This is a genomic window from Modicisalibacter muralis (genome assembly GCF_900102945.1).
Classification (GTDB): Bacteria; Pseudomonadota; Gammaproteobacteria; order Pseudomonadales; family Halomonadaceae; genus Modicisalibacter; species Modicisalibacter muralis.
This window is the reverse complement of record NZ_FNGI01000011.1, coordinates 126,561-144,814: the sequence shown is the minus strand read 5'-3', so window position 1 is coordinate 144,814 and position 18,254 is coordinate 126,561. Positions and strand designations below refer to the sequence as shown.

The following is an 18,254-nucleotide window of genomic DNA, read 5'->3' as shown; positions in this document are numbered from 1 at the left end:
CGCCGACTTCGAGTCGGCGCTTTTTTATGCAGCCCGCGACGCCATGACCCAAGCGCACGCCATCGACTTGTCCCCGGATGCCTTTCAGTCGCGCCTGTTCGACTGGTTCGACCGTCATGGTCGCAAGACCCTGCCGTGGCAGCATGACAAGACGCCTTACCGTGTGTGGGTGTCGGAAATCATGCTGCAACAGACCCAGGTCGCGACGGTGATTCCCTACTTCGAGCGCTTCATGGCGCGCTTTCCCAGCGTCGTGCATCTGGCCGCTGCCAATCAGGACGAGGTCCTGCATCTGTGGACCGGCCTTGGCTATTACGCCCGCGCGCGGAATCTGCACCGCGCAGCGCAGGTCGTGGTGGCCGAACACGACGGCGAATTCCCGGTGCACAGCCTCGATGCCATGGCCGCGCTACCCGGCATCGGGCGCTCCACCGCTGGCGCCATTATCAGCATCAGTACCGGTCGTCGCGCGGTGATTCTCGATGGCAACGTCAAGCGCGTACTGGCCCGCTTGCATGGTGTGGAAGGTTGGCCGGGTCGAACCGTGGTGCAACGCGAGCTATGGCGACTGGCGGAGCGCTACACGCCCAGCGAGCGTTTGCCCGACTACAGCCAGGCGATGATGGATCTGGGCGCAACGCTATGCACGCGCGGCAAACCCAGCTGCCTGATCTGCCCGTTCGCCGATGTCTGCATCGCCCATGCGCGCGGCGAGGAGCGGCGTTTCCCCGAAGCCAAGCCAAAGAAGGCTTTGCCGGAACGCCACACGCGAATGCTACTGTTGTGCGATGGTGATGGGCATGTGTTGCTAGAGCAGCGTCCACCCAGCGGGTTGTGGGGCGGGCTGTGGTGTCTTCCGCAGTTCGACGACGACACTGCGCTGCGCGACTGGCTGGCGTTACACGCCCCCAAGGCGCGCCTGGATCCGTCCTGGCAGCCGTTTACTCACACCTTCAGCCACTTTCGCCTGCACATCACCCCCCAGCCAGTGATGCTGGGCCGAGAGGCGACGCACGTCGGCGAATCCGGCCGACTCTGGTATAACCCGCGATCGCCTGCCAGCATTGGGTTGGCCGCGCCGGTCAAGGCGCTGCTGGAGACGCTGGCGCAACACCCCATGCATGCCAAGGAGGATGCCAAATGACCCAAACCGTATTCTGTCGCAAGTATCAGCAGGAACTCGAAGCGCTGCCTTTCCCGCCGTTGCCCGGAGAAAAGGGCCAGGAAATCCAGCGCACCGTTTCAAAGCAGGCCTGGGACGAATGGCAGGCCCTGCAGACTCGCCTGATCAACGAAAAGCACCTCAACCTGCTCGATCCGCAATCGCGCGAGTACCTGATGGAGCAGATGGAGCGCTTTCTCGACAACCGCGAGACCGACCATGCGGAAGGGTACGTCCCACCGAGCAACTGACTTGTAATCAGTAGGCCTGCCGATGGCATCTTTTTGAATTGCCAGGCTTGACCGGCAAAGGGCTTTACGATTAAATACGTCCCCGTTGGCAGCGGCCAGATAGCTCAGTCGGTAGAGCAGGGGATTGAAAATCCCCGTGTCGGCGGTTCGATTCCGTCTCTGGCCACCAATCTGCTGGGGTATAGCCAAGTGGTAAGGCACCGGTTTTTGGTATCGGCATTCCCAGGTTCGAATCCTGGTACCCCAGCCACGCCAACGTCTTTGCGAGATTGGTTTTTGCAATTTCTAGTAAGTTGCCCGCGCCGGCATAGCTCAGTTGGTAGAGCAACTGACTTGTAATCAGTAGGTCCCGGGTTCGACTCCTGGTGCCGGCACCACGGGTAAGCTAGTCCAGTAGAATCAAAGCATTGCAGTAAATATCAGTCGCCCATGAGGCGGCTTTTTTGTGTCTGCAATTTCAGATTTATTGAGAGTAGCGTGAAACAGGCGGGATAGTCGGCGACGAGGTAAGAGGCGATGCTTTCCGGCTTACGCAGCGCCCGCACCAGCCATCTAATCCACATGTGTTCCCTGGCCTTTGTGCCGCTTCCATGGCAAACGCTATGATGAGTTTTTGCCAAACGTGGAGCAGGTCATGCAAGATACCCGGCGCGAGCTTTACCCCGAGATCGAACCGTTCAACAGCGGCATGCTCAAGGTCTCCGAGCGGCATACGCTATATTACGAACAGTGTGGTAACCCGGATGGCAAGCCGGTGGTGTTTCTGCACGGTGGTCCCGGTAGCGGCGCCAACCCCAAGTGCCGGCGTTTCTTCGATCCGGCGACGTATCGCATCATTCTATTCGACCAGCGTGGCTGCGGGCGTTCCACGCCGCACGCGGAGTTGGTCGACAATACGACCTGGCATCTGGTCGCCGACATCGAACGCCTGCGCGAGCATCTGGGCGTCGAGCGTTGGCAGGTGTTTGGCGGCTCCTGGGGATCCACGCTGGCGCTGGCGTATGCCCAGACCCACCCGCACAGGGTGACCGAACTGGTATTGCGTGGCATCTTCATGCTGCGCCGCCGGGAGCTTGAGTGGTTCTATCAGCAGGGTTGCAATGCCTTGTATCCGGATGCCTGGGAAACCTACCTGTCGGTGATTCCCGAAGCCGAACGCGGCGATTTGATGAGTGCCTACTATCGGCGCCTGACCGGCGATGACAAGGTCGCTCGCGCCGAGGCCGCGAGGGCCTGGTCGGTTTGGGAAGCCTCGAGCAGCTTTCTGTTGCCGAATCAGAGCCATATCGATGCCAACGCCGGGGACGAATTCGCGCTGGCCTTCGCGCGCATCGAGTGCCACTACTTCGTGCATGGCGGCTTTTTAGAGCACGACGACCAGTTACTGCGTAATGTCGAGCGCATTCGCAACATCCCAGCAGTCATCGTGCAGGGTCGCTATGACGTGGTGTGTCCACTGCGCAGCGCTTGGGACTTGCATCGCGCGTGGCCACAGGCCGATCTACAGATTATTCCCGACGCCGGTCATTCAGCGTTTGAACCGGGTATTACCCACGCACTGATCGAGGCCACCGATCGCTTCCGTGGCTGAGTACTCCGGGCGGACGCCAGCATGGCCAGCGTGAGCTGGCCCGTTTCCAGTTCGCCACGCACGAAGAGACTTGTTGCCACTGATAGGCCCGCCCCCATGGTTAATCTACGCCGAGGTACTCTTTCAGGTCGTCAATCTTGTTGTAGTCGTCGGTTCTTCCAAGGGTGTCATCAATTTGGGATGCCAGGCGCTTATTCAACACACCGTCATCGTGGGTGATATCGTATAGATCCCTCAGGTACTGCGTATAGTCGTCAAACTCACCTTCAATCTCGCTATTGGCTTCAGGGGTTAACACATACCATTCCCCTGATTTCTTGAAGTAGAAACGGTCGTTGCTCGGGTCATCGTCACCTTGGTCTAGAATTCGGATCGAAGCAACGTCGACCTTGTCCATATCCGTCCTGAAGTCGCCGAAGTTGCCTGGGTCACCACTGTCACCGAAAATGGTCACGACGTCGGGGTTTTCATTCCAGGCGACAGGGTCCGAGACTTGGACATAATCTTCGATAGCCTCTAGGTCATTGTAAATGTCCGTCTTGCCAAAGACATCGTTCATTTCATCGGCGATGGATTGACTGAATTCGCCGTCAGGATGTGTCAGTTCGTGTAGTCCTTTCAGGTAACCAATGATCTCCTTGCGAGTGTCGTTATCCGATTCTTCATCGCCTTCGGATGTATTGATGATTTGTTTTACGCCGTCCTTAATGAAGATTACCCGGCCATCGTCCATTAGCTCGATGGAGGCAACATCCACGCGGTCGATGTCTTCTTTAAAGTTACCGAAGGTGCCGGGAAATCCATCTTCGCCAAAGACGGGGTAGCCGGTGGGGTCGGTCTCCATCCCTAGCTCTTCTCGAAGGTCATTGAGATCATTGAAATCATCCGACTCGTTATGCAGGTCGGTGATTCTATCAACGAGATCGCTGTCAAGATCGCCGTCCGGGTGAACCGTGGTGTACAGGTTCTTCAAGTAATCGAAGATATTGTTGGCATCATCATCAGACAGACTGCCATGGTTATCCTTGTCCAGTTGCCAACGCGTGCCGTCCTTAACGAAGTAGATGCTGTTGCTGTCCGTAGGATCCAGTTCAATCGACCCGACACCGACTCGATCGATATCTTCCTTGAAATCATCGAAGGTGCCGGCACTATGTTTGCCATCCTTGCCTAACAAAGGAGGCAGCGAATCATCCAGGGCACGCTTCAAGTCGTCGATTTCATTGAATCGATCCGATTCATCATGAATGTCGGTTATTCTGTCGATGATGTCCTGGTCAGCCTTCCCATCCGGATGAGAGATTTGATACAGGTCTGTCAGGTAATCGACGATATCTTGTCGGACATCATCACCGGCTTCGCCGCCGATCAATGGATCGATTACCTGCTTTACACCATCCTTGGTGAAGATGACACGGCCGTCTTCGGCCAGCTCAATGGAGCCAACGTCCACGCGGTCGATGTCGAGTTTGAACTCACCGAAGTCGCCGGGTTCGCCATCATCGCCAAAGCGCGGCAGGCCCGAGGGGTCGGGGGTACCTTCATCAGGAAGGCCCGAGTCATGATCGTTATCCCAATCTTTAAACCAGTCGTCCGAGATGTTGCCATGATCCTCGACGTACTCGGTAAAGTCTTCATACTGCTCGGGCCGAGCCTCCCAGACCGGGGTGTCTTCCGGGTAGAGATCGTAGTAGCGATCGGAGCCATGCCAGTAATTGTATTCATAGCGGGAGTGAATGGTGTAATTGAGTTTATCCCCCCAATCGTCTTCGGTAACGCCCAGCGTGCTCCAGTCTCTAAAGTCCTGTCGAACATCTTCGGCTGCCTGGTCCTGTTTCTGCTTGGCGATCACACCGGTAATGATCATGGCGATCGCGCCAAAGGCAATCCCGGCGATACCCAGAGCACCGGAAGCGATACCTAGGGCGGCGGCCGTTGCTGGCCCGGCAAGCATACTGGCCAAACTGGTACCTGCCGCGCCGGCGAAGGTCACGCCGACCAGTAATTGAAACGATGTAGCCGCGAATTCAGCAGGCGTTGCATTCGGGTCATTCGCTAGCTTTTCAAAATTCATGGCGGATAACGCGATATCCAGGATGCCACCGGCAACGTCAGCGATCCCACCGACGGTACTTAACACGCTCCCCACCAACCTGAGCTTACTGGTCGTAGACATACTGCTTGGGTCTATCCCCATGTTGCTGATGCGGTCATCGACCATGCCCATCACGCTGGTCCGGTCACTCTCACTAAGCTCATCAAGCAGTTCCTGGTATTGAACATCGTTTTTTGCCGCCACCTCGGTGATACGATCGTTCGGACCTTCCATGATTTCTTCAAGGCCCACATCGGCATCAGCAGGAAGCGGTACAAAGCGGGCCCCGTCTCCCTCGCCTGAAGCAATATCATCAAACCACCGCTCAACATCATCGGCCCAACCATCTATTTCCATTGACACAAGGTTGTCAAGCTCGATGGACAACTCTGGAGCCGATGCGGGCTTATTCGCGTTAGAAAATCGATTTAAATAGGCTTCCCGTAACTGGGTATTGTTTTCCAGCCCCAGCATGGTTGCCATGCCTGGCTTGTCAAATATCTTCTCGAGGGCTTTTGTTCCTGCTAACAGGAAGGCGGGCGACGTGGAGAGTGTGATCAAGAACATACGCGCGGCACCGAGGCGCTCTTCGGTGGTGTCGCCCATGTTCTTGTTGAGCGTGTAGGCACCATAGGTGGTCGCCAGAATACCGCCAAGCGACCCAAGGAAGCCATTTTTCATAAGTACAGACAACAGGCCTGCCGTACCATTGCGCGCCCCGGAAGGCATGTTCGGATTATCGGCTTTCAACGCTTCTGAAAGCCGGGAGGATACATCCTTGATATCAAACTTACCGTTCTCCTTGATGGAATCAACGATCGCCTTGGTGGCAACATCCACTGCAGCATTGTAGCTACTCATGTTCGAGTTGCCCTTAGCTATCGCGTCGGCGAAGCCAATGCCAAAAGTGGTATAAAATGCGCCTTTCAACCCGGTCTTCACCAGGTCACGCACAGCGGTTTCCAAGGCTTCGAGATCAGAGTAGTCACCGCTCTCGACAATGCTGCTGAGCTCTTCGATCAGACCTACATTAAGAAGCTTGCTGCGTATTTCTTCGGCTTTCTGTTTATCCAGGTACTCCAGGGACTTCAGGTCATTGGCGAAACGGGCTTTGGCGCCATCGGGCTCCATGCCCTCGAGCATTTCCATATACTCTGGGCTGTTCATGGCCTCGTAGATTTTATTGACCAGCTCGTCCTTGTTCTCGATTTTATCCACGGCCTCTTGCATGAAACCATCGATACCATCCATAACCTGCTCATTCTGAGACAGCTCGGCCAGCTTGTTGGAGATTTCCTTCTCGTTCAACAACCCGTAGGTACTGGCCTGATCCATAATGGTTGGATCGTGGTAAAGGGTTGAATCCGAGTGCCCGAAGGCACCTAATTCAGTCTGATATGGCAGAAAACCATAGCCACCAATCAAGGCACCTTTAGCCTGCAGGAGTTCATAATACTGGCGACGAGGATCGCTGATATCCAGCTCGCTCCACGCCTCCTTCATGTTGTCATGGAACAGCTCGCCCACCGTCTTGCCATCTTCGGTCGTCACGGCGTTCATGAAATCCGTGGCTTCGGATTCCGGGACCTCAATTTCAATATTGTTATCCGTCTGGCTGATCTCCATTCCAGACAGCTTGCTTTCCAGTGCCGAGTATTTGAACGGGGCTAAATGCTCAGAAACCGCATAGGTCGTGCCTTCGTACTCATAGGTTATGGTAGTGGCGTCCTGGCGGCTGGGGTCCAGGTTGTTGACAGGGGGTAACACGTCGCTTTCTTCGAGGACTTTCCAGTCGTTGTCTGCTGCTTTGTTGCGAAACGCTTCAGCACTGTCTGGGCCATCGGTTCCATCGGCTTTCTGCTTTTTTTGTAGCGAGAAGCTCTCGGTGGAGCGTAGTGAAACACGCGCATTTACTGCTGCAGCCCTCACGCCAGCAATGGCCATGGGTTTTCTCCTATTGTGGTTATTTTATCCCTATCGTGGCATTCATGAGCCATTGGCGGTTATTCATCGTGCTGCGAATTTCCGATCAAAAGCATCAGCCGTTGATCAAAAGATTGGATGTAATCGAAAAGAACGCAAATTTTTCACATTAGACTTTGTGTTAATGCTCGCCTCCCATGCCACACAGTTCTAGAGTCGCAAAGCGTTATCTGCGACCGAAAAGTGCCAGCATGGCTACTTCATGACGAGCTGCGTCACTCCGAAGCCGCCAATCAACAGCATGGCGAACAGGCAGAAGGCCAGTAGGAAGGGCTTCATGCCGAGTGTCTTGAGCTTCTCCAGGCGCGTCTCGAAGCCCAGTGCCGCCATGGCCATGGCCAGCGCCAACTGTCCGATCACCACCAGCGTTTCGTGCAGGAAAGCCGGTAGCGTGACCAGGCTGTTAAAGATCACCATGGCCAGAAAACCGAAGGCGAACCAGGGAATCACCAGGCCACCCCGTGCGCTGCCCTGCTCGGCCGGGGCGTGGCGGCGCATCCACCACTGCCCGACAATTAGCAGGAAGGGCACCAGCAGCATCACCCGTACGAGCTTGACGATCACCGCGTTCGCCAAGGCCTGGGGGCCGACCGCATCGCCGGCGGCGACGACCTGGGCGACTTCATGCACGGTGGCGCCGATATAGATGCCATAGAGGCCTTCCTCCATGCCCAGCAACGGATACAGCAGGGGATAGACCAGCATCGCCAGCGAGCCGAAGAGGACTACAGTGGCGACGGCCATGGCGGTGGCAGCGGGGCGCGAGCGAATCGTAGTTTCCGTGGCGAGTACCGCAGCCGCGCCACAGATGGCGCTGCCGGCGCTGGTCAACAAGGCGGTTTCACGGTCCAGTCCCAGCAGGCGCGTGCCGATCCAGTAGCCGACGATCAGCACCGTGCAGATGACGATCATGTCGAGCAGGATTACCTTGGGGCCCAGCGCGAGAATCTGCTGTAACGTCAGCGACAGGCCGAACAGCACGATGCCACCGCGTAACAGCCAGCGGGTCGCGAATTGCAGCCCCGGGCGTACCTGTGGAAAGCCTCGGGCAAGAGGCAGGTTGCCTATCACCAGCCCCAGCAACAGAGAAAACACCAGTGGGCTGATGCCGCTCTCGGCGATGCCGGGAATCCGGCTGAGCGTGAAGCCACCCAGCGTCAGAGCCGCGCAAAGAAACAGGCCTTGCCACATGAGACGTTCTCTGGTTCGCGATGAATTACCTCAATAGGCTAAACAGGAATATGGTTATGTGTTACTTGTTAATCACGATATGACTGTTAAGTAAAACCGTAATGGCTTCTCACGTGACGTTTCGTCAGCTCCAGGTCTTCGTCGCCGTCGCCCGCGGCGGCGCGGTGAAAGTGGCGGCTCAGCAACTCAGCTTGTCGCAATCCGCCACCAGCCAGGCGCTGGCGGATATGGAGCGCCAACTGGGCGTTGTGCTGTTCGAGCGTCTCGGGCGACGCCTGGAACTCAACGATGCCGGCCGTCGTCTGCTGCCGCACGCCGAGCAGGTACTGACCGGCATGACCGAGCTGATCGATGCCGCTCAAGAGCCCGAGGGCGAGCTGCGCGGCACGCTGCATGTCGCGGCCAGCGCCACGATCGGCACCTATCTGCTGCCGATGCTGGCCGGGCGCTTCGTCGAGAGTCATCCGGCGGCGGACCTGCAATTGCGGCTACGCAATACCCAGGAGGTAATGCGCGATATTCAGCGCTTCGAGGCCGACCTGGGGCTGATCGAGGGGCAATGCACGGAATCGCGTCTGGTCAGCGAGGTGTGGCGGCAGGACGAAATGCTCATCGTCTGCTCGCCGCAGCATCCTTTGGCGGAAAAGGACCTGCTGGGCGATTCGGACCTGCAGGCGGCCGAATGGATTCTGCGCGAGCCGGGGTCGGGTTCGCGAGCCGTCTTCGAAGCCTCGATCCAGCATCACATGGAGCGCGTGAAGGTGCGCATGGAACTGGATCAGCATGAAGCCATCAAGCAGGCGGTGAGGGCGGGTTTCGGGCTGGGTTGTCTATCCCGGCTGAGCGTCGCGGCTGAATTGGCCAGGGGCGAGCTGGTGGCGCTACGCAGCCCGTTGGAACTGACTCGATCCTTCTCGCTGGTGTGGCATCCAGAACGTTATCGCAGCCCGCTGTGGCAGGCGTTCAAGGTCTTCCTGTTGGAGTCGGAATAAGCCAGGCGCCATCTCAGAGGGTGTTTACAAACTACTGCGCTAGGCCATGCTGTGTTGAAATCAGCCTCGGGCGCGAGTCCGATCAAAATGCTCATTTACAGCATGCAAACTCCGCTTTTTCGGCTGATTTCGCCTTGCCTGACCGTCGCTCGCTACTTTTGTAAACACCCTCTCATACGGTGTTGGTATAGCAGTATTCCCGGGTCGAAAGTACCGAGATTCGTCGCTCGATAGGGGTGCCTTGGTAGTCTCGGGCGATGCGGTGAATCTCGATCAGCGGCTCCCCGGCTTCGACGCCCAACTGGGCGACTTCCTCCGCGCCGGCGGCGATGGCTATCAGGCGCTCGTCGGCATGCGCGACGGTGGCGCCATACTGCTTCTGATAAAGCTGATAAAGCGTATTGGGTAGCATTTCCGGCTGGTTTGCCAGCGCCGCGAAGCGCTCGGCATCGAGCATGATGTCCTCGAGCAGAATGGGTTTTCCCTCCAGTTCCCGCACCCGGCGGATATGAATGACTTCGGCACCCTTGGCAAGTGCCAGATCCTGGCTTTCAGCCTGGGTGGCCCGGCGCCGGGCGCGGCTCAGCGCTCGGGAAACGGGCAGCACGCGCTCACCGTTGTGATGCTCGATGTTGAAAAAACGGAACAGGGCGCGATCGGCATCGTGGGTCGCTACCGCCGTGCCCTTGCCCTGGCGCCGAATCACCACATTGTCGACGACCAGCTCATCGAGCGCTTTCCTGAGTGTCCCCACGCTGACGTTATAACTGGCGGCCAGCGCCGATTCACTGGGAATGAAGGTGCCCGGTGGCCATTCGCCGTCGGCGATTCTCTCCAGTAGTAGATCCTTTATCTGTCGATACAGGGGCTGAAACATTGGGCCCTTGGGCGCGCTCATGGGCTGGTTTTCCTTGATGTCGATCCGCTCGGAAGCGTGCATTTGCCGAGCATTATATCGGGCTGGGGTCATCTGCGAAATCTCCTTGACTGTTATATATACTATGTCATATACATGAATTGCGAGCGAGTCGTTCGCCTGACAACGGAGGGGGAGCATGAGTATCGATTTCGTGGTTCATGACGCCGACGACTCCGTCGGCGTGGTGGTAGTGGAGGGCATACAGGCTGGGCAGACGCTGACCGGCTGGGTCATGCACCAGGACCAGACGGTCACCTTCGAGGTACTGGACCCGATTCCGATCGGTCACAAGCTGGCGATCCGCGACCTGGCCGAGGGCGATACGGTCATCAAGTATGGCGTCGACATTGGCCGGGTGGTGAAGCCGATCAACAAGGGTGAGCATCTGCACGTCCACAACGTCAAGACCAAGAGGTGGTAAGCATGGAACTCAAGGGACGCAAGTTCATGGGCTATCGTCGCGACAATGGCCGGGTCGGGATTCGCAATCACGTCATCGTGCTGCCGGTCGACGATATCTCCAATGCCGCCGCCGAAGCGGTGGCGAACAACATCAAAGGCGCCCTGGCGTTGCCCCATCCCTACGGTCGGCTGCAGTTCGGCGCCGATTTGGACCTACATTTCCGCACGCTGATCGGCACCGGTAGCAACCCCAACGTGGCGGCGGTGGTGGTGATCGGCATCGAGCCGGGTTGGACCACTAAAGTGGTCGACGGCATCAAGGCTACCGGCAAGCCGGTCGTGGGTTTCTGGATCGAACAGAACGGCGATCACAACACGATTTGCGCAGCCTCCAAGGCCACCCGCGAATACGTGCAATACGCCACCGAGTTGCAGCGCGAGGAATGCGACGTCAGCGAACTGTGGGTGTCGACCAAGTGTGGCGAGTCCGACACCACCTCGGGTTGCGGGTCCAACCCCAGCGTCGGTGACGCCTTCGACAAGCTCTATGACGCCGGCTGCACCCTGGTATTCGGCGAGACCACCGAACTGACCGGTGGCGAGCATCTGGTGGCCGAGCGCTGTGCCACGCCCGAAGTGCGCGAGAAATTCCAGGCCATGTTCGATCGCTACAGCGAGGTGATCGACCGTCACAAGACCAGCGATCTTTCCGAGTCGCAGCCGACCAAGGGCAATATCGAAGGCGGGTTGACCACCATCGAGGAAAAGGCTCTGGGCAATATCCAGAAGATTGGCCGGCGTTGCCGTGTCGACGGCGTGCTCGACAAGGCCGAGACACCCGACAAGCCGGGCCTGTGGTTCATGGACTCGTCATCCGCCGCCGCCGAAATGGTCACGCTGTGCGCTGCTGCCGGCTATGTCGTGCATTTCTTCCCCACCGGCCAGGGCAACGTCATCGGCAACCCGATCCTGCCGGTGATCAAGATCTGCGCCAACCCACGCACAGTTCGCACCATGGGCGAGCATGTGGATGTAGACGTGACCGGGATACTCAGTCGAGAAATCAACATGGATCAGGCGGGAAACCAGTTGCTGGAAATGATGCTGCGTACCGCCAATGGACGTAACACCGCCGCCGAGGCGCTGGGGCATCGTGAATTCGTGCTTACGCGCCTTTACGAAAGTGCCTGAAGCAAGCTGTGTGAAAAGCCCGGGTGGCGAGAGCCACCCGCAACAACGACAAGAACAAGACGCTTTGCCACGACGGTGAAGCCGCGGAAGTAGAAGCATAAGTGTCTTCAGGGTCTCTCTAGGTAGGGCCCTGTCCCGGCAACACAAAAATAGCCATCGGAGACAATCATGCGCAAGACGACTCAACTCAAAACGACACGGCTCGGTGTTCTCGTCGCCGGGATGCTGACCACGCTAGCACTGAGCGGCCCGGCCGTGGCCGAGAGCGTGGAATCCTATCCGTCCCAAAACGTACAGTACATCATTCCCTTCGGGCCGGGCGGTGAGTCCGATATCAGCGCCCGCATGCAGCAGCAGTACTTCGAAGAAATTACCAGCCAGCAACTGATCATTCAGTACATGCCCGGCGGTGGCGGTGCCGTGGGCTGGTCGCAGCTCAACGGGATGGATGCCGATGGCTACACCATCATGGGTACCAACCTACCGCACATCATCCTCAAGCCCATGGGCAAGGATCCCGGCTTCAAGACGCAGGACTTGAAGAACTTCTTCTTTTTCCACTATTCGCCCGATGCGCTGATCGTCCGCAACGACAGCCCTTACAAGACACTGGAAGACTTCATCGCGGCGGCCAAGGAAGCACCCGGCAGCATCACGGTCTCCGGTAGTGGCACCCAGTCGGCGAACGACATCGCCAACCGCCGCCTGGAGTCGCTGGCCGACATCAAGACGACCTATATCCCCTTCAAGGGCACCGGCGCCTCGGTTACCGCGCTGTTGGGTGGGCAGGTGGCCGCCGAGTGGGGTTATACCACCGTGGCGGCCAACCATCATGACAAGGTGCGCATGCTGGCAGTGGCTTCGGAGAAACGTCATCCGCTGTTCCCCGATGTGCCGACCTTCCAGGAACTGGGCTACGACATGACCGGCGGCGCCTATCGTGGCATGGCCGTGCCCAAGGACACGCCTGAAGACGTGACCATGAAACTGTCCAATATTTTCTCCCAGATCAACGCCAACCCGGAGTTTCGCCAGAAGATGAAAGAACTCGGCTTCGTGCTGATCGACGTTCCCTATCCCGAGGTCGAGGAGTTCATGGCCAAGCAACAGGCAGCCTATGAAAAGGTCGCGCGTGACATGGGCATCATCGACTGAACCGACCGGAGAGCGCCATAGGAGATAGGGCATGGAGATATTAGGCTTCATGGCGGACGCGCTGTCGCCGATCAATTTGCTGCTGGCGGTGCTGGGCGTCGCGGCAGGAATCGTGATCGGCGCGTTACCTGGCCTGTCCGCCACCATGGCGGTGGCGGTGCTTGTGCCGGTAACGTTCGGGATGCCAACCGAGATGGCGTTGATCATGCTGGGCGCCATCTATACCGGGGCCATCTACGGCGGCTCCTACGCCGCGATCCTCATCAACACGCCGGGCACGCCATCGGCGATCGCCACCACCTTCGATGGCTATCCCATGGCCCGCCGGGGGGACGGCGATCTCGCGGTAACGCTGTCCACGCTGTCCTCGGTGATCGGAGGGCTTGTCGGGGCAGTGGCGCTGCTGACGCTAGCGCCGCTGCTCGCACAGATCGCGCTGAAGTTCGGCCCCGTGGAGTATTTCTGGCTGGCCATCTTCGGGCTAACGATGATTTCCGCGTTGTCGGAAGGCTCGATTCTCAAGGGCTTCATCGGCGCGGGCTTTGGCTTGCTGCTCTCCACCGTGGGCGTGTCGGTGATCGGTGCCGATATCCGCTACACCTTCGGCTCACAATTCCTGCTCGGCGGGGTGGAAATCATCTCGGCGTTGATCGGGTTGTACTGCGTCCCGGTATTGATCGATCTGGTCGCCACACCCAGCGCCCACCTTAAGCCGCCGGAGCAGAAGCGTGGCATGCGCCTGGCCGAAGGCGTGGGGTTGATGTGCAAGGGCAAGTTCAATGCCCTGCGCAGCTCGGTGATCGGTGTCGTGGTCGCGATCATGCCCGGCGCGGGTGGCTCGATCGCCAGTCTGGTGTCCTACTCCGAGGCGCGGCGTGCCTCGCCACACAGCGAACGTTTCGGCCACGGCGAGCCGGATGGTGTGATTGCCACCGAGACGACCAACAACGCCGTGGTCGGCGGCGGTTTCATCCCTACCTTCGTGCTGGGCATCCCCGGCACGCCACCCGATGCGGTGATACTCGGCGCGCTGCTGGTGCAGGGTTTTCGCACCGGGCCGGAGATGTTTACCACCAACGCCCAAGTCACCTATACCTTCATCGGTGGCCTGTTCATCGCCACGCTGGTGATGCTGCCGCTGGGTCTGTTGATCGGGCGCTACGCCTTCAAGTCGATCGTCAGCATTCCCAAGGCGTTGCTGGTGCCCAGCATCGCCTTCATGACCATCATCGGCACCTATGCCATCCGTAACAATCCCTTCGATGTGGTGGTCATGGTCGTGCTGGGGGTGCTTGGCTGGGTGCTGTCGCGCTATGGCATCAAGCCATCGCCCATCGTGCTTGGCCTCATCCTGGGGCCCATCGCCGAACAGGGCTTCGTGCAGGGCTACCTGATGGGCAATGCATCGGGTTCGGTGATGGCGATCTTCTTTGGGCGCCCGCTCTCGCTGGCGATCATCGCGTTGATCTTGATATCCGTCGCTTACCCGCTGTGGCGGGCAGGCCGCGGCCGCTCGTCCAAGGAGGCCGCCCATGAGCACTGAGATGCATTCTCCTCGGATCGATGCCCGGCGCTCGGATCGTTGCCTGGCGTCGATCATGATCGCCTTCGCTCTCGGCGCACTGTGGTTCAGCAAGGATATGTCGATCATGGGCAGTATTTTTCCACGCGCGGTCGCCATCATGGTGTTGATCTTCAGCGTCGCGCTACTGGTGCGTGCCTTTGTGTCCCGGCCAACGCTGCCCGTCGCGGAACCGGGTAGCGTCGGTCGCCGGCTGGGCTTGATCGCCGTGCTGTTGGTGTGGGGGCTTTCACTCCGCTGGCTGGGCTTCATTGCATCGAGCCTGTTGTGTGCCGGCGCGCTGGTGTGGCTGGCCCACTATCATGCCTGGACGCTCAAGCGCGTCATGGCCTATGCGCTGGTGCTGATTGCGATCATCGCCTTTTTCTACACCCTGTTCGCTGTCGTGCTCAATGTGCCACTGCCGGTTGGCGATCTATGGCGTGCCCCATGATGACGAGGTAAATGATGAGCGACATCGTAATCAGTGAGTTCATGGATGAAGCCGCCGTCGAGACCCTCAAGCCGGACTTCGAGGTGACTTTCGATCCGACGCTTGTGGAGGATCGCGAGCGGTTGTTGCAAGCGGGACGCGGCGTCAGGGCGCTGATCGTGCGTAATCGCACCCAGGTCGACCCGGCGCTGTTGGCGCGCTTCCCCGATCTTCAAGTGGTGGGGCGGCTCGGCGTGGGTCTCGACAATATCGATCTCGAGGCCTGCCGGGAGGCGAATGTTGCCGTGATGCCGGCCCATGGCGGCAATGCCGTGGCGGTGGCCGAATACGTTATCGCCGCGATTCTGCTGTTGCGGCGTGGCGCCTATCTCTCCACGCTGCGCGTGCTCGCCGGTGAATGGCCGCGCCAGGCGCTGATGGGGCATGAAATCCAGGGCGCCACGCTGGGGCTGGTGGGCTTCGGCGCCATCGCCCGCGATGTGGCCCGGCGTGCGCGTTGCCTGGGCATGCACGTACTGGCCCACGATCCCTTCGTGACGCCGAACGATCAAGCCTGGAACGAGGTGGAGCGGGTGGCGAGCCTCGATGAATTGCTGGCGGCGGTGGACGCGCTGAGTCTGCATGTGCCACTGACCGATGGCACCCGCCATTTGATCGGCCGTGACGCGCTGTCGCGCATGAAGCCGGGTAGCGTGGTGATCAACACCTCGCGCGGCGGCATCGTCGACGAGACCGCGCTCGCCGAAAGCTTGCGGGCCGGCCATCTGGGTGGCGCCATGCTGGATGTCTTCGAGCACGAACCGCTGCCTCGGGACTCCGTGCTGGCCGGGGTCGAGGGCCTGGTGACCACGCCACACATCGCCGGCGTCACTCACGAGTCCAATCAGCGTATTAGCTGGATCACCGTCGATAATGTGCGCCGTGCACTGAGGGGGGCGGTGTGACGATTGTCCTGTCGCTGGATGAGGCGCGCCAACTCGCGCTGAACGCATTACTCGCCGTTGGGGTGCCGGACTGGGAGGCGCGAGTCACCGCCGATGCGCTGATCGCCGCCGAGCAGGATGGCTTGCCGTCGCATGGGTTGTCGCGGTTGCCGTTCTATCTGGAGCAGGCGCTAACGGGCAAGATCGTTGCCGATGCACGCGCCGAGACCAGCGTGAAAGGCGCCGTGATCCGCGTCGACGCCGGGCACGGCCTGGCATTTCCCGCCATTGCCCGGGGGCTCGATCAGGCGATTCCGCTCGCTCGCGAGCTCGGTGTCGTCGTGGTGGCGATCGCACGCTCGCATCACTTCGGCGTGGCGGGCCACCCCGTCGAGCGCTTGGCACGCGAAGGCCTGGTAAGCATGGCGTTCAGCAATGCCCCCTCGGCGATAGCGCCCTGGGGCGGTAATACGCCGCTGTTCGGTACCAACCCGATCGCCTTTGCCTCGCCCCGCGAAAACGCCGAGCCACTGGTCATCGATCTATCGCTCTCCAAGGTGGCGCGCGGCAAGGTCATGCTGGCCAAGAAGGCCGGCCAGCCCATCCCCGAGGGCTGGGCGCTGGACCCGCAAGGCCGGCCCACCACCGATCCCGATGCGGCCATCGCCGGCAGCATGATTCCCGCCGGCGACTCCAAGGGCGCGGCGCTGGCACTGATGGTGGAGTTGCTCACCGCCGGCCTGATGGGCGGCAATTTCGGCTTCCAGGCCGGCTCGTTCTTCGAGGCGCAGGGCGAGCCGCCCGGCGTGGCGCACCTGATGTTGGTGTTCGATCCGGAGCATTTCGGCACTCATTACCTGACCCACGTCGAAACGCTCTTCCAGGCCATGCTCTCCCAGCCGGGAGTGCGCCTGCCCGGGCAGCGGCGTTATGAACTGCGGGAGCGCTCGGCGCACGCCATCGAGCTACCCGCCGCGCTGGTCGAGGCATTGGGCGCCTACGGCTAAGCAAAGTGATCCTGATAGCCAGGTCGAGTGCGTCGGTTTTTCAATTCAATTTCAATTAATTAACAGAAATATGCGATTTTGGCGTGTGCTGGCGGGCCTTGTTATGGCATCGTCTGCCCCATTGAGTATCCGAACCATGGTGGCCATGGGCGGAGAGCATTCAGTGGCGAAAGGACGGAAAGGCTGTGATGAAGGAGCTCGAGCAGGATGAGGCGCGACTCGCCGGCAGCGATGCGGAGGCCTATCTACGGCTGGCAAACGCGATGAGCGAAGCGGGAATCGCTTCGGTGACACCTAGTTATTTACGTACACTTGCGAGCAAGTTGCGCCAGGAAAGCGAGCAGGGCATCGAGTAAGCTGTTTTTGGTAACTGGCGGTGCTTGTCCGATTGGCGAATTCTTGCCTATCATCGCTTTCCGCGCCGGCGTAGCTCAGTTGGCAGAGCAACGCATTCGTAATGCGTAGGTCGGTGGTTCGAGTCCACTCGTCGGCACCAAATCCCGCAGCGCCTCTTCGTCACCGAGCGAAGAGGCGCTGTTGCGTTGCGGCTATCGACCGGGGAGACGCTAGCCGATACGAGGTGGTTTCAATGACCCCTTGATCTGCTCGATGAGATCCTTGAGTCGCGGTCCGAGGTTCTCTACCAGCACGCGATGGCTCAATCTCAAGGAAGAGCCGCCGCAGTTGATGGCCATCACTTCCGCGCCTTCCTCGAGAATCAGCGGCATGGCGACGGCGCTGACCTCGCGCTCCCAATCGCCTTCGGAAAGACAGAAACCGTAGCTGGCGTAGTCGTCGAGCGACTTACTGATCGACTGTTCGGTGGCCGGCCAGTTATCGGGGTCGCGCTGGCGCATATCGGCCATCAAGGCGTTGCGCCGCTCGGCGGAAATGCCGCACAACCAGGCGCGACCGATGGCGGTGGTCGCCATGGAAATGCGCGAACCGGTCTCCAGGCGCATCACCAGCGGACCACTGCCCTGGCACACCTCGACATAGGTCATCGACACGCGATCCGCCGTGCCGAGCGCGATGGCGCAATCGGTGGCATCGGCCAGGCGCTGCATGTGTGGCCTGGCGATGTCGCGAATGCCCTGGCTGGCCAGGTAGCGATAGCCCAGTACCAGCACGCCCGCGCCCAGCCGGTTGACGGTCTGCCCAGCGACGTTGCGCGAATCCTCGCCGGCTTGGTTGGTGCAGCCGGCTAGCACGTCCTCAAAGGCGTCGGCGGCGAATGGCGAGCGCTCGACGAGGCGCTTCAAGGTCAGGCCCAGCAGGTCGTCGGGGCGCATCCCGGCCAGCGCGCCGCCGTGGCGACCGAAGGGCGTGCGAATGCCGTCGTAGAGATAGGCGTCGTGCATGGGCGAGACTCCGTTA

At 59.6% G+C, this 18,254-nt stretch carries 16 protein-coding genes and 4 tRNA genes; 16 read left to right on the top strand and 4 right to left on the bottom strand.

Features of this window, described 5'->3' with window-relative positions; all coding sequences use genetic code 11:
* Window positions 1–43: 43 nt before the first annotated feature.
* From mutY to pip, 6 genes are all read left to right on the top strand, one after another.
* Window positions 44–1,144 (top strand): A/G-specific adenine glycosylase, encoded by a 1,101-nt coding sequence (mutY, locus tag BLR92_RS16700; RefSeq protein WP_089730410.1) that lies wholly within the window; start codon window positions 44–46, stop codon window positions 1,142–1,144.
* Entirely contained in the window at window positions 1,141–1,413 is a 273-nt protein-coding gene (locus BLR92_RS16695; protein ID WP_089730409.1) for an oxidative damage protection protein, read from the top strand. The genes mutY and BLR92_RS16695 overlap by 4 nt, the downstream gene beginning before the upstream one ends.
* 93 nt (window positions 1,414–1,506) lie before the next feature.
* Window positions 1,507–1,582: transfer RNA gene (locus BLR92_RS16690), tRNA-Phe, on the top strand.
* A 6-nt stretch (window positions 1,583–1,588) separates the two neighbouring features.
* A tRNA-Gln gene (locus tag BLR92_RS16685) sits at window positions 1,589–1,663 on the top strand.
* Between the two features lie 51 nt (window positions 1,664–1,714).
* Window positions 1,715–1,790 (top strand) — tRNA-Thr (locus tag BLR92_RS16680).
* 257 nt (window positions 1,791–2,047) lie between these two features.
* The gene (gene pip, locus BLR92_RS16675; RefSeq protein ID WP_089730408.1) at window positions 2,048–3,004 is read left to right on the top strand and encodes a prolyl aminopeptidase; all 957 of its coding nucleotides are present in this window, start codon (window positions 2,048–2,050) and stop codon (window positions 3,002–3,004) included.
* Window positions 3,005–3,104: 100 nt separating this feature from the next.
* Here pip and BLR92_RS16670 read toward each other — a convergent pair whose 3' ends face one another.
* Window positions 3,105–7,043, bottom strand: coding sequence for a hypothetical protein (locus tag BLR92_RS16670; protein ID WP_089730407.1), 3,939 nt, complete (start codon window positions 7,041–7,043; stop codon window positions 3,105–3,107).
* 234 nt (window positions 7,044–7,277) lie between these two features.
* Window positions 7,278–8,273 carry a YeiH family protein gene (locus tag BLR92_RS16665; protein ID WP_089730406.1) on the bottom strand — a complete coding sequence of 332 codons (996 nt, stop codon included), beginning with the start codon at window positions 8,271–8,273 and terminating at the stop codon, window positions 7,278–7,280.
* A gap of 101 nt (window positions 8,274–8,374) precedes the next feature.
* On the opposite strand from BLR92_RS16665, the gene BLR92_RS16660 reads away from it, so the two are divergent.
* Window positions 8,375–9,265: a LysR substrate-binding domain-containing protein gene (locus tag BLR92_RS16660; protein ID WP_089730405.1), complete on the top strand. Its 891-nt coding sequence runs from the start codon at window positions 8,375–8,377 to the stop codon at window positions 9,263–9,265.
* A gap of 172 nt (window positions 9,266–9,437) precedes the next feature.
* Here BLR92_RS16660 and BLR92_RS16655 read toward each other — a convergent pair whose 3' ends face one another.
* On the bottom strand, window positions 9,438–10,163 hold the full coding sequence (locus BLR92_RS16655) for a GntR family transcriptional regulator (protein WP_245704246.1): 726 nt from the start codon (window positions 10,161–10,163) through the stop codon (window positions 9,438–9,440).
* 157 nt (window positions 10,164–10,320) lie between these two features.
* On the opposite strand from BLR92_RS16655, the gene BLR92_RS16650 reads away from it, so the two are divergent.
* From BLR92_RS16650 to BLR92_RS16615, 9 genes are all read left to right on the top strand, one after another.
* Window positions 10,321–10,605 carry a UxaA family hydrolase gene (locus BLR92_RS16650; RefSeq protein ID WP_089730403.1) on the top strand — a complete coding sequence of 95 codons (285 nt, stop codon included), beginning with the start codon at window positions 10,321–10,323 and terminating at the stop codon, window positions 10,603–10,605.
* Between the two features lie 2 nt (window positions 10,606–10,607).
* Complete coding sequence (locus tag BLR92_RS16645; protein WP_089730402.1) at window positions 10,608–11,777, top strand: UxaA family hydrolase; 1,170 nt, start codon at window positions 10,608–10,610, stop codon at window positions 11,775–11,777.
* A gap of 168 nt (window positions 11,778–11,945) precedes the next feature.
* Complete coding sequence (locus BLR92_RS16640) at window positions 11,946–12,932, top strand: tripartite tricarboxylate transporter substrate binding protein (protein WP_217636608.1); 987 nt, start codon at window positions 11,946–11,948, stop codon at window positions 12,930–12,932.
* Window positions 12,933–12,963: 31 nt separating this feature from the next.
* The gene (locus BLR92_RS16635; protein WP_089730401.1) at window positions 12,964–14,475 is read left to right on the top strand and encodes a tripartite tricarboxylate transporter permease; all 1,512 of its coding nucleotides are present in this window, start codon (window positions 12,964–12,966) and stop codon (window positions 14,473–14,475) included.
* Window positions 14,465–14,947 carry a tripartite tricarboxylate transporter TctB family protein gene (locus BLR92_RS16630; protein WP_089730400.1) on the top strand — a complete coding sequence of 161 codons (483 nt, stop codon included), beginning with the start codon at window positions 14,465–14,467 and terminating at the stop codon, window positions 14,945–14,947. Before BLR92_RS16635 ends, BLR92_RS16630 begins: the two co-directional genes overlap by 11 nt.
* Window positions 14,948–14,961: 14 nt before the next feature.
* Complete coding sequence (locus BLR92_RS16625; RefSeq protein ID WP_089730399.1) at window positions 14,962–15,891, top strand: hydroxyacid dehydrogenase; 930 nt, start codon at window positions 14,962–14,964, stop codon at window positions 15,889–15,891.
* Window positions 15,888–16,877, top strand: coding sequence for an Ldh family oxidoreductase (locus BLR92_RS16620; protein ID WP_089730398.1), 990 nt, complete (start codon window positions 15,888–15,890; stop codon window positions 16,875–16,877). The genes BLR92_RS16625 and BLR92_RS16620 overlap by 4 nt, the downstream gene beginning before the upstream one ends.
* 188 nt (window positions 16,878–17,065) lie before the next feature.
* Window positions 17,066–17,233: a hypothetical protein gene (locus tag BLR92_RS19785; protein ID WP_175488839.1), complete on the top strand. Its 168-nt coding sequence runs from the start codon at window positions 17,066–17,068 to the stop codon at window positions 17,231–17,233.
* Between the two features lie 64 nt (window positions 17,234–17,297).
* Window positions 17,298–17,373: transfer RNA gene (locus BLR92_RS16615), tRNA-Thr, on the top strand.
* Between the two features lie 70 nt (window positions 17,374–17,443).
* Here the strand turns inward: BLR92_RS16615 and BLR92_RS20145 are convergent.
* The gene (locus BLR92_RS20145) at window positions 17,444–18,238 is read right to left on the bottom strand and encodes an IclR family transcriptional regulator (RefSeq protein WP_089730397.1); all 795 of its coding nucleotides are present in this window, start codon (window positions 18,236–18,238) and stop codon (window positions 17,444–17,446) included.
* Window positions 18,239–18,254 lie beyond the last annotated feature (16 nt).

Excerpts from the sequence above, each read along its gene's own strand:
- BLR92_RS16655 (WP_245704246.1), bottom strand. The coding sequence starts at position 10,163 with ATGAGCGCGCCCAAGGGCCCAATGTTTCAGCCCCTGTATCGACAGATA.
- pip (WP_089730408.1), top strand. The coding sequence starts at position 2,048 with ATGCAAGATACCCGGCGCGAGCTTTACCCCGAGATCGAACCGTTCAAC.
- BLR92_RS16630 (WP_089730400.1), top strand. The coding sequence starts at position 14,465 with ATGAGCACTGAGATGCATTCTCCTCGGATCGATGCCCGGCGCTCGGAT.
- BLR92_RS16660 (WP_089730405.1), top strand. The coding sequence starts at position 8,375 with ATGGCTTCTCACGTGACGTTTCGTCAGCTCCAGGTCTTCGTCGCCGTC.
- mutY (WP_089730410.1), top strand. The coding sequence starts at position 44 with ATGACCCAAGCGCACGCCATCGACTTGTCCCCGGATGCCTTTCAGTCG.
- BLR92_RS19785 (WP_175488839.1), top strand. The coding sequence starts at position 17,066 with ATGAAGGAGCTCGAGCAGGATGAGGCGCGACTCGCCGGCAGCGATGCG.
- BLR92_RS16625 (WP_089730399.1), top strand. The coding sequence starts at position 14,962 with ATGAGCGACATCGTAATCAGTGAGTTCATGGATGAAGCCGCCGTCGAG.
- BLR92_RS16650 (WP_089730403.1), top strand. The coding sequence starts at position 10,321 with ATGAGTATCGATTTCGTGGTTCATGACGCCGACGACTCCGTCGGCGTG.
- BLR92_RS20145 (WP_089730397.1), bottom strand. The coding sequence starts at position 18,238 with ATGCACGACGCCTATCTCTACGACGGCATTCGCACGCCCTTCGGTCGC.
- BLR92_RS16640 (WP_217636608.1), top strand. The coding sequence starts at position 11,946 with ATGCGCAAGACGACTCAACTCAAAACGACACGGCTCGGTGTTCTCGTC.
- BLR92_RS16695 (WP_089730409.1), top strand. The coding sequence starts at position 1,141 with ATGACCCAAACCGTATTCTGTCGCAAGTATCAGCAGGAACTCGAAGCG.
- BLR92_RS16670 (WP_089730407.1), bottom strand. The coding sequence starts at position 7,043 with ATGGCCATTGCTGGCGTGAGGGCTGCAGCAGTAAATGCGCGTGTTTCA.
- BLR92_RS16635 (WP_089730401.1), top strand. The coding sequence starts at position 12,964 with ATGGAGATATTAGGCTTCATGGCGGACGCGCTGTCGCCGATCAATTTG.
- BLR92_RS16645 (WP_089730402.1), top strand. The coding sequence starts at position 10,608 with ATGGAACTCAAGGGACGCAAGTTCATGGGCTATCGTCGCGACAATGGC.
- BLR92_RS16665 (WP_089730406.1), bottom strand. The coding sequence starts at position 8,273 with ATGTGGCAAGGCCTGTTTCTTTGCGCGGCTCTGACGCTGGGTGGCTTC.